Genomic DNA, 13,929 nt, shown 5'->3' with positions numbered 1-13,929 from the left:
TCGCAAGGACTCTTGAATCGAGTCCCGAGTCCCGAGTCAATGACATAAAATCCCCCCATGCCCCCCCTCACCTTCCGCCCCGCCACCGTCGCCGACATCGACGCCATCGCCGCCCTGGTCACCTCGGCCTATCGCGGCGACAGCAGCCGCGTCGGCTGGACCACCGAGGCCGATCTGCTCGACGGCAACCGCATCGATCGCGAGGTGCTGCGCGCCGATATCCTGCGCCCGCGCAGCCTGGTGCTGCTGGCCGAGCGCGACGGCGAGCTGATCGCCTGCGCGCACATGGCCGACGACGGCGGCGCCGGCTATTTCGGCATGTTCTCGGTGCAGCCGCAGGCGCAGGGCGGCGGCCTGGGCACGACCGTGCTGGCCGAGGCCGAGCGCATTGCCTGGCAGGAATGGCAGTTGCCGGTGATGCAGATGACGGTGATCGACCTGCGCGAGGAGCTGATCGCGTTCTACGAGCGCCGCGGTTACCGCCGCACAGGGGTCAAGAAACCCTTCCCCTACGGCGACGCGCGCTTCGGCGCGCCCAGGCGCGACGACCTGCGCTTCGAGCTGCTGGAGAAGCCGCTGGGGAGCGCGGCATGAGCGAGACCTGGACCTTCGTCTGCGCCGACGGCGCGCTGCTGCCGGGCGAGACCGCCACGGTGTGGGACGAGGTCACTGCCACCCCGATCGTGGTGTTCAACCTCGACGGCGTCTTCTACGCGCTGGAAGACCGCTGCAGCCACGAGGACTACGAGCTGTCCCCCGGCAGCTTCGATGCCGCCGCAGGCAGCATCGAATGCGTGCTGCACGGCGCCCGCTTCGACGTGCGCGACGGCCGCCCGTTGTGCGCACCGGCCTATAGCCCGGTGCCGAAATTCCCGGTGAAGTCCGAACACGGCGGACTCTGGACCCGCGACGACCGCGACTGATCGGGCGGCCCGCGGCACCACGCAATCCCCTTTCTTTTCAGAAATTTAGAGAAAGAAAAGAGGTTGGTGCGGCCGCTATCGGAAGCGCCGGCATGGCCCGCGATGCGGCGCCATACACGAAAGATATTGCAAACAATTCGTATTTGCGCGGAAATAGAGCGGATGTCCGCGCCGTGCGGCCAGCGTCAGCCAGTCCTCTGGCCCCCCTCCGACCTTGCGTACGGCCTGCCCTCCGGACACGGCTGCGTGCGCTGCGGACCGCCCGTTCTTCCTGCATAGCCGAACCGTCCATGACCTCCCCGATCAAGAGCCGCAAGCACGCCGTTTCCCGCCCGGTGTCCGCGCAGACCCTCACCGCCGCCGCGCTGCTGGGCGGCCTGAGCCTGCTCTCGCCTCGCGCGCTCGCCGCTGATGCCGATGCCGCGCCCATCGACTCGCCCACCACCCTCGGCAAGGTCGACGTGGAAGCGCAGCGCGCCAAGCGTTACCTGGTGGAAGCGCCGGACTCGCCCAAGTTCACCCAGCCACTGATCGACACCCCGCAGACGATCAACGTGATCAGCAAGGACCTGTTCAACGAACAGGGCGCCACCACGCTCACCGAGGCGCTGCGCAACAGCCCCGGCGTGGGCACCTTCTACGTTGGCGAGAACGGCAGCACCGCCACCGGCGATGCGATCTACATGCGCGGCTTCGACAGCTCCAGCAGCATCTTCGTCGACGGCGTGCGCGACCTGGGCTCGATATCGCGCGATGTGTTCAACGTCGAGCAGATCGAGGTCGAGAAGGGCCCAGCCGGCACCGACAACGGCCGCAGCGCGCCGACCGGCGCGATCAACCTGGTGACCCAGCAGGCGAACCTGAGCGATGCGGTCAGCGGCTCGCTGTCCGGGGGCAGCGACAACCAGCGCCGCCTGACCGCGGACTGGAACCAGTCCCTGGGCGCCAGCAGCGCGCTGCGGCTGAACGTGATGGGCCAGGACAGCGATGCGCTCGGCCGCGACCACGTCAACAACACGCGCTGGGGCCTGGCCTCGTCGCTGGTGTTCGGCCTCGGCAGCGACACCCGCTACTACCTCGACCTGCTGTACGTGAAGCAGGACAACATACCCGACGGCGGCGTGGCCAGCATCGGCCTGCCCGGCTACACCTCGCCCGATCCGGCGCGTCCGTGGCTGAGCAACGCCCCACGCGTGGACAGCGAGAACTTCTACGGCACCCGCGACGACCACGACGACGTGACCGCGAAGATGGCGACGTTCCGCTTCGAGCACGACGTCTCCGACACGGTCAAGCTGACCAACACCGCGCGCTGGGGCCGCAACGAACAGGACTACCTGCTTTTCGCATTCATGCCCAACCCCGCCGACACCGCGACCTGGACGGTGGCGCGCAGCCTGCCCACCTTCAAGGACCAGCAGTACACCATCCTCACCGACCAGCTGAACCTGCGCGTGGACTTCGCCACCGGCGCGGTGCGGCACACCCTCAGCACCGGCGTGGAAGCCGCGCGCGAGGAGCTGCAGAGCTGGGGTCACAACATCGTCGACCGCGCCGCCTGGCTGGCCGCCAACCCGGCCAACGTCTACGCCCCGGACTGGAATACCACGCCGCTGTTCACCGCGCGCAACGGCGCGCACAGCAAGGGCAGCACCACCACATTCTCTGCCTACGCCTTCGACACACTGAAGTTCGGCGACAGCGTCCTGGTCACCGCCGGCGTGCGCGCCGACCGCTACAAGACCGACTTCAACAGCCTGACCTGCACCACCGCCACCTCCACCGCCGTACCCTGCACCACCGCGGTCGGCGTGAACGCGGACATCTCCGATACATTGTTCAGCTGGAAGCTCGGCGCGGTCTACAAGGCAGCCGAGAACGTCAGCCTGTACGCCAACTACGCGATCTCGCAGCAGCCTCCGGGCGGCAGTTCGCTGGAACTGAGCGCATCGGCCAACAACGCCAACAACCCCCGCTTCGACCCGCAGAAGGCCAGAACCGCCGAAGTCGGCAGCAAGTGGAACTTCCTGGACGACAGCCTGTTCGTGACCATGGCGCTGTTCCGCACCGACGTCAGCAACGAGATCGCGCAGGGCAGCGACGGGCTCTACTACCAGACCGGCGAGAAGCAGGTGCAGGGCGTGGAGCTGTCGGCGGTCGGCAAGCTCAGCGACAACTGGTCGATCTCCACCGGCTACACCAAGCTCGACGCACAGGTGCAGCAAGGCGCCAAGGTGTCGCAGGACGGCAGCATGGACCTGGCCTACACCCCCGACAGCGCATTCACCGCGTGGACCACCTACACCCTGCCGTTCGGCCTGAGCGTCGGCGGCGGCGCCCGCTACTCCGGCGCGATGAAGCGCGGCAGCGACAGCGCGGTGGGCACGCCGGCCCTGGTGAAGTCTTATGCGGTATGGGACGCGGTGCTGATCTACCCGATCAACGACCACTTCGATCTGCGCCTGAACGTGTACAACGTGTTCGACAAGGACTACGTCGCGGCCATCAACAAGAGCGGCTTCCGCTACACGCCCGGCGCGCCGCGTTCGGCGATGCTGAGCGCCAACATCAAGTTCTGACCGCGGCTTCCTCCACCGACGTGCAACGGTCGCCTTCCGCGCGGAAGGCGACCGTTGCCGGAGCGTCCCCATGCTGCTGCACATCCCCAATATCCTCAGCGCCGACGAAGTCGCGCGCTTGCGCCAGGCGCTAGCCGGCGCCGACTGGACCGACGGCCGCGAGACAGTCGGCACGCAGGGCGCGCAGGTCAAGCGCAACCTGCAACTGCCCGACGCAGCGCCGCTCAAGCACGAACTCGGCCAGGCGGTGCTCAACGCGCTGGCGCGCAGCCCGCTGTATTTCGCCGCCGCGCTGCCGCTGCGCACGATCCCGCCGCGCTTCAATCGCTACGAAGGCGGCGGCGAGTATGGCTTCCACGTCGATGGCGCGGTGATGACCCAGGCCGCCAGCGCCACGCAGCCGGCGCTGACCCTGCGTACCGACCTGTCCTGCACCTTGTTCCTGTCCGCGCCGGAGGAGTACGACGGCGGCGAACTGGTGATCAGCGACACCTACGGCGAGCACGAGGTGAAACTGCCGGCCGGCGACCTGATCCTGTATCCGTCCAGCAGCCTGCACCGCGTGCTGCCGGTCACCCGCGGCGCGCGCCTGGCTTCGTTCTTCTGGGTGCAGAGCCTGGTGCGCGACGCCGGCCGGCGCCAGTCGCTGTTCGAGCTGGACACGGCGATCCAGGCGCTGACCGCCACCAAGGCCGATGCCGCGGCGCTGCTGCGGCTGAGCAACGTCTACCACAACCTGCTGCGCGACTGGTCCGAGACCTGAGCCGGGCGGTGAACACGGTCGGCGGCGCTGCGTTGCTGTTGCGACCGCGGTGTTTCCCGCGTCGCGCATGTGGCAGCGGCCCAGCCGCAATTGCGACTAATTCTCATTTATGTAGAATGCAGTTCGTCCCGCCTCTTCAACTGCCGCGTTGTCCGACTCCGCTTCTCCCGATCTGGCCACGGCGCAGCAGCGCCGCGGCTTCTGGCTGCGCACGCTGCACCAGTGGCACTGGATCAGCGCGGCGCTGTGCCTGATCGGCATGCTGGTGTTCGCCGCCACCGGGCTCACCCTCAACCACGCCGCGCGCATCGAGGCCAAGCCGCAGGTGCTCAACCGTACCGCGCAGTTGCCGGCCGCATTGCTGCAGCGCCTCGGCGGCCAGGCCCAGGGCGACGCGCCGCTGCCGCAGCCGGTGTCGGCCTGGCTGGAGCGCGAACTGGCGCTGCGCCTGGGCCGGCAACCGGCCGAGTGGTCGGCCGACGAGGTGTACCTGGCGCTGCCTGGACCCGGCCGCGATGCCTGGCTGAGCATCGACCGCGGCAGCGGCGCGGTCGAATACGAACGCACCGACCGCGGCTGGGTCTCCTACTTCAACGACCTGCACAAGGGCCGCAATACCGGCCCGGCGTGGGGCTGGTTCATCGATTTGTTCGCGGTGGCCTGCCTGGTGTTCTGCAGCACCGGCCTGTTCCTGCTGCAGCTGCATGCGCGTCAGCGGCGCATGACTTGGCCGCTGGTCGGGCTGGGCCTGCTGATTCCGCTGCTGATCGCGCTGCTGCTGATCCACTGACCCGACCCGCCTCGTTCACCCATGGAGCCTCGCATGCGCGTCACCCTGACCATCGCCCTGAGCGGCCTGCTGTCAATGCCCGCGTATGCGGCCACGCTGGAACTGGACGTGGAGATTCCCAAGCTCAACGTCGCCGAATACCACCGCCCCTATGTCGCGATCTGGGTGGAAGGCGCCGACCAGCAGCTCGCGCGCAACCTGGCGGTCTGGTACCAGTCCAGCGACAGCGCCGAAGGCCACGGCAACAAGTGGCTGCCGGACCTGCGCCAATGGTGGCGGCGCAGCGGGCGTACGCTGCAGATGCCGGTGGACGGGATCAGCGGCCCGACCCGCCCGGCCGGCAAGCACGCGCTGGCGTTCACCGACGCGCAGCAACTCAAGGGCCTGGCGCCGGGCCAGTACACGCTGGTGGTCGAAGCCGTGCGCGAAGTCGGCGGCCGTGAGCTGCTGAAGATCCCGTTCGCGTGGCCGGCCGAGGCCCGCGAGACCGGCAGCGCGCAGGGCAGCAGCGAACTGGGCGCGGTGCGCCTGAGCGCCAAGCCGTGATTCCCTCTTTCGTCGCAAGGAGCAAGTCCATGAAGCGTCCTTTCGTGCTGACGCTGGCCATCGCCGCGGTCCTGCCGTTCTCTGCCCTCGCCCACAAGGCCTGGCTGCAACCCTCGCAGACCGTGCTCGCCGGCGAGCAGCCATGGATCACCGTCGATGCGGCGGTGTCCAACGACCTGTTCTACTTCAACCACGTGCCGCTGCGCCTGGACACCCTGCTCATCACCGCGCCCGACGGCAGCGCCGTGCAGCCGCAGAACCCGGCCACCGGCAAGTATCGCAGCGTGTTCGACCTGGAGCTGATGCAGACCGGCACCTATCGCCTGGCCCTGGTCAACGACGGCCTGTTCGCCAACTGGAACGAGAACGGCCAGCGCAAGCGCTGGCGCGGCAATGCCGCCAGCTTCGCCAGCGAAGTGCCGAAGGATGCGCAGGACCTGCAGGTGTCGCAGGCGCTGGGCCGGGTGGAAACCTTCGTCACCAACGGCGCCCCCAACCAGACCGCGCTCACCCCCAGCGGCCGCGGCCTGGAACTGCTGCCGGTGACCCATCCCAACGACCTGTTCGCCGGCGAGCAGGCCACCTTCACGCTGCACATCGACGGCAAGCCGGCGCCCGGGCTGGACGTGGCGATCGTGCGCGGCGGCACCCGCTACCGCAACGCGCAGGACGCACTGAAGCTCACCACCGACGCGCAGGGCCGCTTCAGCGTGACCTGGCCGGAAGCGGGCATGTACTGGCTGCAGAGCAGCAGCGAGGACGCCAAAACCTCGCTGCCGCAGGCCAGGCAGCGCCGGCTCAGCTACGTGGCGACGCTGGAAGTGCTGCCGCAGTGACCGCGCGCCGCTCCTGCGCGAGCCGGCACGCGGCGGCATGAACGCGTCGCACGCGCGCGCCGACGCCGAGACCGAGATCGCCACCCTCGGCGGGCAGAGCATGGGCACGACCTGGAGCGCGAAACTGGTGCTGCGCCGCGGTCGCGACCTGCATCCGCTGCACGCGGCGATCCAGGCGAAGCTCGACCAGGTGGTCGCGCAGATGAGCACCTGGCAAGCGGACTCGGCCATCAGCCGCTACAACCGCGCCGCCGCCGGCAGCGTGCACGCGCTGCCCGCGGCGTTCGCCGAGGTGCTGCGCTGCGCGCTGGACATCGCGCGGCGCAGCGACGGCGCGTTCGATCCGACGATCGGCGCGGTGCTGGGATTGTGGGGTTTCGGCGCCGACGCCGACAGCCAGCGCGTGCCCGGTGCGGCTGCGTTGCGCCAGGCGCGCGCCGCTGGCGACTGGCGGCAACTCGCGCTGGACGAGAGCGGCGCCAGCCTGCGCCAGCCCGGCGGCCTGCGCCTGGATCTTTCGGCGATCGCCAAGGGCTATGGCGTGGATCTGGCGGTGCGCGCATTGCAGGCGCAAGGCGTGGCCAGCGCGCTGGTCGAGGTCGGCGGCGAACTCTACGGTTATGGCCGCAAGCCCGATGGGCAGCCGTGGCGGGTGCTGGTGGAATCGGCACCCGACGAGGACGCGCAGGCGGCGACGCCGCCGCGGGTGCTGGCGCTGGACGGCCGCGCGGTCGCCACCTCCGGCGATCGCTGGCACCGCTTCGAACAAGACGGCCAGCGCTACAGCCATACCCTGGATCCGCGCAGCGGCATGCCGATCGCGGCGTCGCTGGCGGCGGTCAGCGTGGTCGCCGCCGATGCGATGCACGCCGATGCCTGGGCCACCGCGCTGAGCGTGCTCGGCGCCGACGCCGGCCTGGCCTGCGCCGAACGCGAACGGCTGGCGGCACGCTTCCTGCTGCGCGATGGCGAACGCGTGCAGGAGCGGCTCAGCAGCGCCTTCGCCGCGCTGCTCGACGCATGACCCGGCCGCGCTCGCCACGCAACTGGAACGGCATCGGGCACGTGGCGACGTTCGCACTGCTGGGCGCGATCGGCTATGCGCTGCTGCGGCTGCATCCGCAGCCCTGGTGGAACGGTGCGCCATCGCAGCAGCGCATCGTCTACGCGGCGCTGGTCGCCGCGGCGTACGCGCTGGCGTGCGCGTGGCTGTGGTGGCGCGGCGCACGGCGCACGGGCAAGCAGGGCGACGCGACGCTGCTGCTGGCCTGGGCCAGCCAGACCGGCTTCGCCCAGCAACTGGCGCTGCGCAGCGCGGCGGCATTGCGCGCGGCGGGCCAGGCGGTACGCGTGCTGCCCCTGCAGAAAATCTCCGCGGCCGAACTGGCCGGCGCACGCCAGGCGCTGTTCGTGGTCAGCACCAGCGGCGAAGGCGATCCGCCCGACCACGCGCTGCCGTTCCTGCGCACCGCAATGGCGCAACAACCGCCCTTGCCGCAGCTGCGCTACGCAGTGCTGGCGCTGGGCGATCGCCGCTACGATCATTTCTGCGCGTTCGGCCGCCAGCTCGATGCCTGGCTGCGCCAGCGCGGCGCGCACCCGCTGTTCGACCGCATCGACGTGGACAACGCCGACGCCGCCACGCTGCGCCACTGGCAACAATTGCTCGGCCAGCTCGCCGGCAGCAGCGAGCAAGCCGACTGGAGCGCGCCGGCCTACCAGCGCTGGCAGTTGCAGCAACGGCGTCTGTGCAATCCCGGCAGCGTCGGCGGCGCGGTGTTCGAGCTGGCGCTGCAGCCCGCCGACGGCGCGCTGCCGCTCTGGCAGGCCGGCGACCTGGCCGAGATCGGTCCGTGTCATGGCGACGCCGCGGTGCAGGCCTGGCTGCAGGCCAGCGGCCTGGACGGTTCGGCACCATTGCCGCGTCCCGGCCAGGCGCCGACCACGCTGGCCGCGCTGTTGGCACGCAGCCACCTGCCCGATCCGCAACAAGCCGCCGGCAGCGCGCCCGCAGCGCTGGCCGCGCGCTTGCAGCCATTGCCGCATCGCGAATACTCGATCGCCTCGATGCCTAGCGACGGCGCGCTGCGCCTGTTGCTGCGCCGCGCGCTGCACGCAGACGGCACGCCCGGCCTGGGCAGCGGCTGGCTATGCGATACCGCGCCGATCGGCGCCGAGATCGCGCTGCGGCTGCGCCCGAATCCGAACTTCCACCCGCCCGCCGATCCGGCGCGGCCGCTGATCCTGATCGGCAACGGCACCGGCATCGCCGGGCTGCGCGCACACCTGCGCGCGCGCATCGACGCCGGTGCCCGCCGTACCTGGCTGCTGTACGGCGAACGCCATGCCGCGCACGACGACCACTACGGCGAGGAACTGCGCTCCTGGCTGGCGCACGGCGCATTGCAGCGGCAGGATGCGGTGTTCTCGCGCGACGCTGGCGCGTACCGCTACGTGCAGGACGCCCTGCGCGCGGCCGCGCCGGACCTGCGCGACTGGGTCGCGCAAGGTGCGGCGATCTACGTCTGCGGCAGCCTGCGCGGCATGGCCCCGGGCGTGGATGCAGTGCTGGAGGACGTGCTGGGGCGGCTGGGCAAGGAAACGCTGCTGCTGCAAGGACGCTACCGGCGCGACGTGTACTGAGCGCTCCCGGCGCGGCGACGGCCCCAGCGCTTTGCTGTGCCTGCGCCCGCCATTGGCCAATGAAGCGCGCACTCGGCAAGTGCACTGATCTGACGACGTCCATCCAGACGACGGCTTCGTTGCCATGCCGCACATCACAGCGTGCCGACGATTTTTCGCCGCCTCTGCAGCTGCGCTTCATGCACATGGCCATCCCTCCCTGGAACGTGATGGCGCGCAACGACCATGACCAATGGACCCTGAGCGGCCTGCTCGATTTCGGCGATGCGATCGTCGGCCATTGCGATCTGTTCGAGTTGCTGACACCGCTGATCTTCATGGCGCAAGAGCAACCCGCTGCTGGCGACGGCACGGCTGGACGCCTACGGCTTGCGCGACGGCGTACCGCCCCTGCAGCGCCGGCGCATGGCCGCCGCATTGATCAGGCCCGATTGCGATCTCGGCGTGTGCATGCAGCCAGTTCCGGTCAGCGCACCGCGCGACACATGGGAACATATCGCTGTGCAGATGTTCCCGCTGTGAGTCGCCGCCGCAGGTGAAATCGCATGCAGGACGATCGCTCGGCCGATGGCCGGCGATGCGAGTGGCGAGATGCCCCCACAAGCGCGCCGACAGACGGCGCAACCGAAACGATGGCCGAGCGTGCAGGGGCGGCTCACAGCCATCCGCACCGCCTGCCGCCTGCCGCCTGCCGCCTGCCGCAAGGCCCACGGCGCACGGCGCACGGCGATGCGATGCGATGCGATGCGGGATCAGCGTACGGCGGGCATTCCCAGCCGATGCGGCTCGAACAGGTAGCCCTTGCCGCGCACGGTGCGGATCCATTGCGGCACCAGCGGATCGTCGCCCAGCTTCTGCCGCAACCGCGAGACCTGCAGGTCGATACCGCGACCGCCCTGGGGAACGCTGCCGTCGCTGTCGCCGATCGCCGCGCGCAGATCCTCGCGGCTGAGCACGTTGCCGGGCTGATCGAGGAACACCGCCATCAGCCGCAGTTCGCTGGGCGACAACGGGATCGCGCGACCGTCCGGGGCCACCGCCTGGTGCCGATAGGCATCGACCTGCCATTCGCCGTCCTGCGCCGGGGCCGGCGACGGCGCCACGCGGGTACGCCGCAGCACCGCATTGAGCCGCGCCACCAGTTCGCGCAAGTCCAGCGGCCGGGTCAGGTAATCGTCCGCGCCCAGGTCCAGGCCGATGACCCGGTCCACCGGCTCGGCCTGGTCGGCCATCATCACGATCGCGATGCCGCCGCGGTCGCGCAGTTGCCGGCACAGGTTCAGCCCTTCGCCGCCGCTGAGGCCGGCATTGAGCAGCACCGCATCGTAGCGATCGGCCGCCAGCTGCGCGTACAGCTGTGCGCCGTTTTCGGCATCGTGCACCTGCAAATTGAAACGGGCCAGATAATCGCGAATCCGGTCGCGCAAGGCCGCGTCGTCGTCCACCACCACTACTTTCGCCAACCACCTGCTGTTGTCCGAGGCCACCTTTCGTTCCGCTCCACGGCTCCGGGATAGCCGCGTCCGCGCATTGGACGCGGTTGGTGCCGACGCCGCAAGCGCCGCGCGCGCGCTGCCGACAGCTCAGTCGGCGGGCGTCGGCAGCGGTTCGATGCGGATCGCCAGCAGCTCGCCACCACCGCGCAAAGCGAAGCGCTGCCTGGCGTTGGCGCTCAACCAGGCGCTGTCGCCGGCGGCCAGCGGCGGCAATCCGCAGTCCGTATCGAACCGGGCCTGCCCTGCCAGAAGATGAACGACCCAACCGATTCCAGGTTCGGCGAAGAACAGCATCGGCCCGACCAGCGGCCGGTGCAGCAGTTGCGTGCGCAGGCGGTCGCGGCGCCACATCAGGTTGAAGTCGTGGGTTGGGCCGTCGAGCAGTTCGCCACGCAGCGCTCGCTCGCCGGCGAAGCGCAGCCGCGCGTACGGCAGCTGCAACAGGTGCTCAGCGCCGTCGTCGAAGCGCAGGCGCAGGCCGGCGCCGCGCAGCAGCACCAGTTCCCGGTCGATGCCGGGGAAGCTTGAAAAAGCCGCGTCCTGCTCGATCTCGGCGATCGACAGGCGCAGCAACCAGTCGTCGTTGCCGGGCTGCGGCAGGCGCAGGATCTCCCGGGTCCAGCCCAGTCCGTTGCGCCAGCGCTCGCGGCAGTAGTCGTTGGCGCGGATCACCCGCGAAGGCATGTGGCACCAGTCCATCGGCGCATTCTGCACGATCGGGTGCGGAAGCACGCATCGTTGCCCATCCGCTCGGCGGCGCGTGGGCGCGATCGGCACGCAGGCAGCGGCACCGCGACGCCTTGCGCGCACTCGGCGCCGCGTGGGCGCGATACGCACGCAAGCAGCGCCCCGACGACGCCTTGCGCGCATCGCGACTCGCCATCGGTGTGTGCCGCCACGGCGACGGGACGCGCCGGCAAACGGGACGCCGGCAAGTCGCGCCGGCAACCACGACGGGCGCGATGTCGGCGGGAGCACCCGGCAGGGCGCCCAAGAAAAACCATCGCCCATAAAAAACGTCGCCCGGCTGCACGTCACTGTGCAACACCGGGCGACGATGTACGTCCATGTCGGCTTCCTGCCTCCCCCCTGGGCATCCTGCTCAACGAGGTCGCGACCGCGCGTCCCGCACCAGCCGTATCTTTTCCTTTTCAATCCCTTTAATGCTTTAAATCCCTTTAACGCTCAAATCCGTTTAACGCCTTTCCACCGGCTTGGCGGCTGCCGTCCTGGCTACCGTCGGCGTGGTCGCCTTCGTGGCTCCCACTTCGATCCGGTCGTGGTTCCGTTCGACCGTCTTGAGTCCGATTCCCTTCACCAGCGCCAGGTCCTCGACGCTTTTGAATGGCCCGTGTGCCTGCCGGTAGTCGACGATCGCCTGTGCCTTGGAGGCACCCACGTTCAACAACACCCGGTCGATTTCCGCAGCGCTGGCGGAATTGATGTTGACCTTGTCCGCGGCGAGCGCGGAACCGGTCAGCAGCAAGGCCAGAACCAGAGACTTCAGGACCACAATAAAAGACTGCATGGCAACACTCCTTGTGACTTGGATGGGGACTTCACCGGCCTCTCCTGCCGGTGTCGAAAGCATCCCTCGCCACGTGGATACAGCCTATCGCCAACCTCCTCCGCAAACAGCAGGTAAACGGCGCGTCAACGTGTAGGAAAAACCCTACACGGGGGCCGCGGCGTAGAATGGGCGCCATTCCTGTTAGTGCAACAATTCCGGAGCGTTCCATGGACAGTGCCAAGATCGACCGTTTCCTCAGCGCGAAGTGGGACGACGACATCGTCCCGCAGCTGGTCGATTACATCCGCATTCCCAACAAGTCGCCGATGTTCGATGCCGATTGGGTCGCCAATGGCTACATGGGCGATGCGGTGCGGCTGATGGAGCGCTGGGCGCGCGCGCAAGCGATCCCAGGTCTGGTGGTCGAGGTGGTGCAGTTGGAAGGGCGCACGCCGCTGATCTATCTGGACGTGCCGGCCACCGGCGCCGAGACCGGCACGGACACGGTGCTGCTGTACGGGCACCTGGACAAGCAGCCGGAAATGACCGGCTGGGACGCCGACCTGGGTCCGTGGACGCCGGTGCTCAAGGGCGACCGCCTGTACGGCCGCGGCGGCGCCGACGACGGCTACGCGCTGTTCGGCTCGCTGGCCGCGATCCTGGCCCTGCAGGACCAGGGCATCGCACACGCGCGCTGCGTGATCCTGATCGAGGCCTGCGAGGAATCGGGCAGCTACGATCTGCCCGCCTACGTCGATCACCTGGCCGAGCGCATCGGCAAGCCGTCGCTGGTGGTGTGCCTGGATTCGGGCTGCGGCAACTACGAGCAGCTGTGGTGCACGACCTCGCTGCGCGGCCTGGCCGGCGGCAACTTCAGCGTCAAGGTGCTCAGCGAAGGCGTGCATTCGGGCGATGCCTCCGGCGTGGTGCCGTCCAGCTTCCGCGTGCTGCGCGAGTTGCTGTCGCGGCTGGAGGACGAGGCCACCGGCAAGATCAGGGTCGAGGGCCTGTACGCGGAGATTCCGGAAGAACGCCTGGCGCAGGCGCGCAAGGTCGCCGAGGTGCTCGGCGACGAGGTCTACAGCAAGTTCCCGTTCCTGCCGGGGATGACCCCGATGGATGAGGATCTGACCGAGCTGGTGCTCAACCGCACCTGGCGCCCGGCGCTGTCGGTGACCGGCGCCGATGGCCTGCCGCCGCTGGCCTCGGCCGGCAACGTGCTGCGCCCGCAGACCGCGGTGAAGCTGTCGCTGCGCCTGCCGCCGACCCTGGACGGCAAGCACGCCGGCGAGTTGCTCAAAGACGTGTTGCTGCGCGATCCGCCGTACGGCGCGCAGGTGTCGCTGGCGCTGGAGAAGTCGTCCTCGGGCTGGAACGCGCCGGCGCAATCGCCGTGGCTGACCGATGCGATCGAGGCCGCCTCGCAGGCCGCCTTCGGCAAGCCGGCGATGTACATGGGCGAAGGCGGCTCGATCCCGTTCATGGGCATGCTCGGCGAGAAGTTCCCCGGCGCGCAGTTCATGATCACCGGCGTGCTCGGCCCGCATTCCAACGCGCACGGGCCGAACGAGTTCCTGCACATCCCGATGGGCAAGCGGGTCACCGCCTGCGTGTCGAAGGTGATCGCCGAGCACCATGCCGCCAGCGTGCGCGGCGAGACCACCGGCAGCGCCGCGGTGGCCGGCGGCGAGCAGCACGGCGCGCACGGCTGCTGCTGAGCCTGCGGCGGCCGTCGCGATGATGGCTGCCATGCGCTGGGCGCTGCCAGAGGCGCTTGGCCTCGGCGCATGCGCAAGCCGCGCCTGCACGGCCGCTTAAAGGTCGTCGCCGGCCACGCGTGCGT

The 13,929-nt window shown here is 69.3% G+C and carries 14 protein-coding genes; 11 read left to right on the top strand and 3 right to left on the bottom strand.

Going from position 1 to position 13,929, the window contains the following annotated elements; translation table 11 throughout:
* Positions 1 to 57: 57 nt before the first annotated feature.
* The 10 genes from ISN38_RS16750 to ISN38_RS16705 all read left to right on the top strand — a co-directional run bounded on the left by ISN38_RS16750 (position 58) and on the right by ISN38_RS16705 (position 9,619).
* Complete coding sequence (locus ISN38_RS16750; RefSeq protein WP_047325111.1) at positions 58 to 594, top strand: GNAT family N-acetyltransferase; 537 nt, start codon at positions 58 to 60, stop codon at positions 592 to 594.
* Positions 591 to 923 (top strand): non-heme iron oxygenase ferredoxin subunit, encoded by a 333-nt coding sequence (locus ISN38_RS16745; protein ID WP_003471947.1) that lies wholly within the window; start codon positions 591 to 593, stop codon positions 921 to 923. The genes ISN38_RS16750 and ISN38_RS16745 overlap by 4 nt, the downstream gene beginning before the upstream one ends.
* Positions 924 to 1,213: 290 nt before the next feature.
* Positions 1,214 to 3,502 carry a catecholate siderophore receptor Fiu gene (locus tag ISN38_RS16740; RefSeq protein ID WP_206711916.1) on the top strand — a complete coding sequence of 763 codons (2,289 nt, stop codon included), beginning with the start codon at positions 1,214 to 1,216 and terminating at the stop codon, positions 3,500 to 3,502.
* 70 nt (positions 3,503 to 3,572) lie between these two features.
* Positions 3,573 to 4,265: a Fe2+-dependent dioxygenase gene (locus ISN38_RS16735; RefSeq protein ID WP_003471944.1), complete on the top strand. Its 693-nt coding sequence runs from the start codon at positions 3,573 to 3,575 to the stop codon at positions 4,263 to 4,265.
* Positions 4,266 to 4,413: 148 nt separating this feature from the next.
* A complete protein-coding gene (locus ISN38_RS16730; protein WP_003471941.1) occupies positions 4,414 to 5,055 on the top strand; it encodes a PepSY-associated TM helix domain-containing protein in 642 nt (213 codons plus the stop codon).
* 33 nt (positions 5,056 to 5,088) lie between these two features.
* Positions 5,089 to 5,601 carry a DUF2271 domain-containing protein gene (locus ISN38_RS16725; protein WP_058361529.1) on the top strand — a complete coding sequence of 171 codons (513 nt, stop codon included), beginning with the start codon at positions 5,089 to 5,091 and terminating at the stop codon, positions 5,599 to 5,601.
* A gap of 29 nt (positions 5,602 to 5,630) precedes the next feature.
* Positions 5,631 to 6,437, top strand: a complete 807-nt coding sequence (locus ISN38_RS16720; protein ID WP_003471936.1) for a DUF4198 domain-containing protein — start codon at positions 5,631 to 5,633, stop codon at positions 6,435 to 6,437.
* A gap of 37 nt (positions 6,438 to 6,474) precedes the next feature.
* Positions 6,475 to 7,461, top strand: a complete 987-nt coding sequence (locus tag ISN38_RS16715) for an FAD:protein FMN transferase (protein WP_003471933.1) — start codon at positions 6,475 to 6,477, stop codon at positions 7,459 to 7,461.
* A complete protein-coding gene (locus ISN38_RS16710; protein ID WP_003471931.1) occupies positions 7,458 to 9,080 on the top strand; it encodes a sulfite reductase subunit alpha in 1,623 nt (540 codons plus the stop codon). The genes ISN38_RS16715 and ISN38_RS16710 overlap by 4 nt, the downstream gene beginning before the upstream one ends.
* A 59-nt stretch (positions 9,081 to 9,139) precedes the next feature.
* Positions 9,140 to 9,619 carry a hypothetical protein gene (locus tag ISN38_RS16705; RefSeq protein ID WP_128809214.1) on the top strand — a complete coding sequence of 160 codons (480 nt, stop codon included), beginning with the start codon at positions 9,140 to 9,142 and terminating at the stop codon, positions 9,617 to 9,619.
* 213 nt (positions 9,620 to 9,832) lie between these two features.
* Here ISN38_RS16705 and ISN38_RS16700 read toward each other — a convergent pair whose 3' ends face one another.
* The 3 genes from ISN38_RS16700 to ISN38_RS16690 form a co-directional block, all read right to left on the bottom strand.
* Positions 9,833 to 10,543 carry a response regulator transcription factor gene (locus tag ISN38_RS16700; RefSeq protein ID WP_222936878.1) on the bottom strand — a complete coding sequence of 237 codons (711 nt, stop codon included), beginning with the start codon at positions 10,541 to 10,543 and terminating at the stop codon, positions 9,833 to 9,835.
* 120 nt (positions 10,544 to 10,663) lie between these two features.
* A complete protein-coding gene (locus tag ISN38_RS16695) occupies positions 10,664 to 11,260 on the bottom strand; it encodes a HutD/Ves family protein (protein WP_038239479.1) in 597 nt (198 codons plus the stop codon).
* Between the two features lie 511 nt (positions 11,261 to 11,771).
* Positions 11,772 to 12,104 carry a ComEA family DNA-binding protein gene (locus ISN38_RS16690; protein ID WP_003471928.1) on the bottom strand — a complete coding sequence of 111 codons (333 nt, stop codon included), beginning with the start codon at positions 12,102 to 12,104 and terminating at the stop codon, positions 11,772 to 11,774.
* Between the two features lie 209 nt (positions 12,105 to 12,313).
* Between ISN38_RS16690 and ISN38_RS16685 the strand changes: the two genes are divergently transcribed.
* Entirely contained in the window at positions 12,314 to 13,804 is a 1,491-nt protein-coding gene (locus ISN38_RS16685) for a M20 family metallopeptidase (protein WP_206711915.1), read from the top strand.
* Positions 13,805 to 13,929 lie beyond the last annotated feature (125 nt).

The organism is Xanthomonas translucens pv. undulosa, assembly GCF_017301775.1.
In the GTDB taxonomy this organism is placed as follows: domain Bacteria; phylum Pseudomonadota; class Gammaproteobacteria; order Xanthomonadales; family Xanthomonadaceae; genus Xanthomonas_A; species Xanthomonas_A translucens.
The sequence above is the reverse complement of the archived record's forward strand: the minus strand, read 5'-3'. Positions and strand labels throughout refer to the sequence as shown.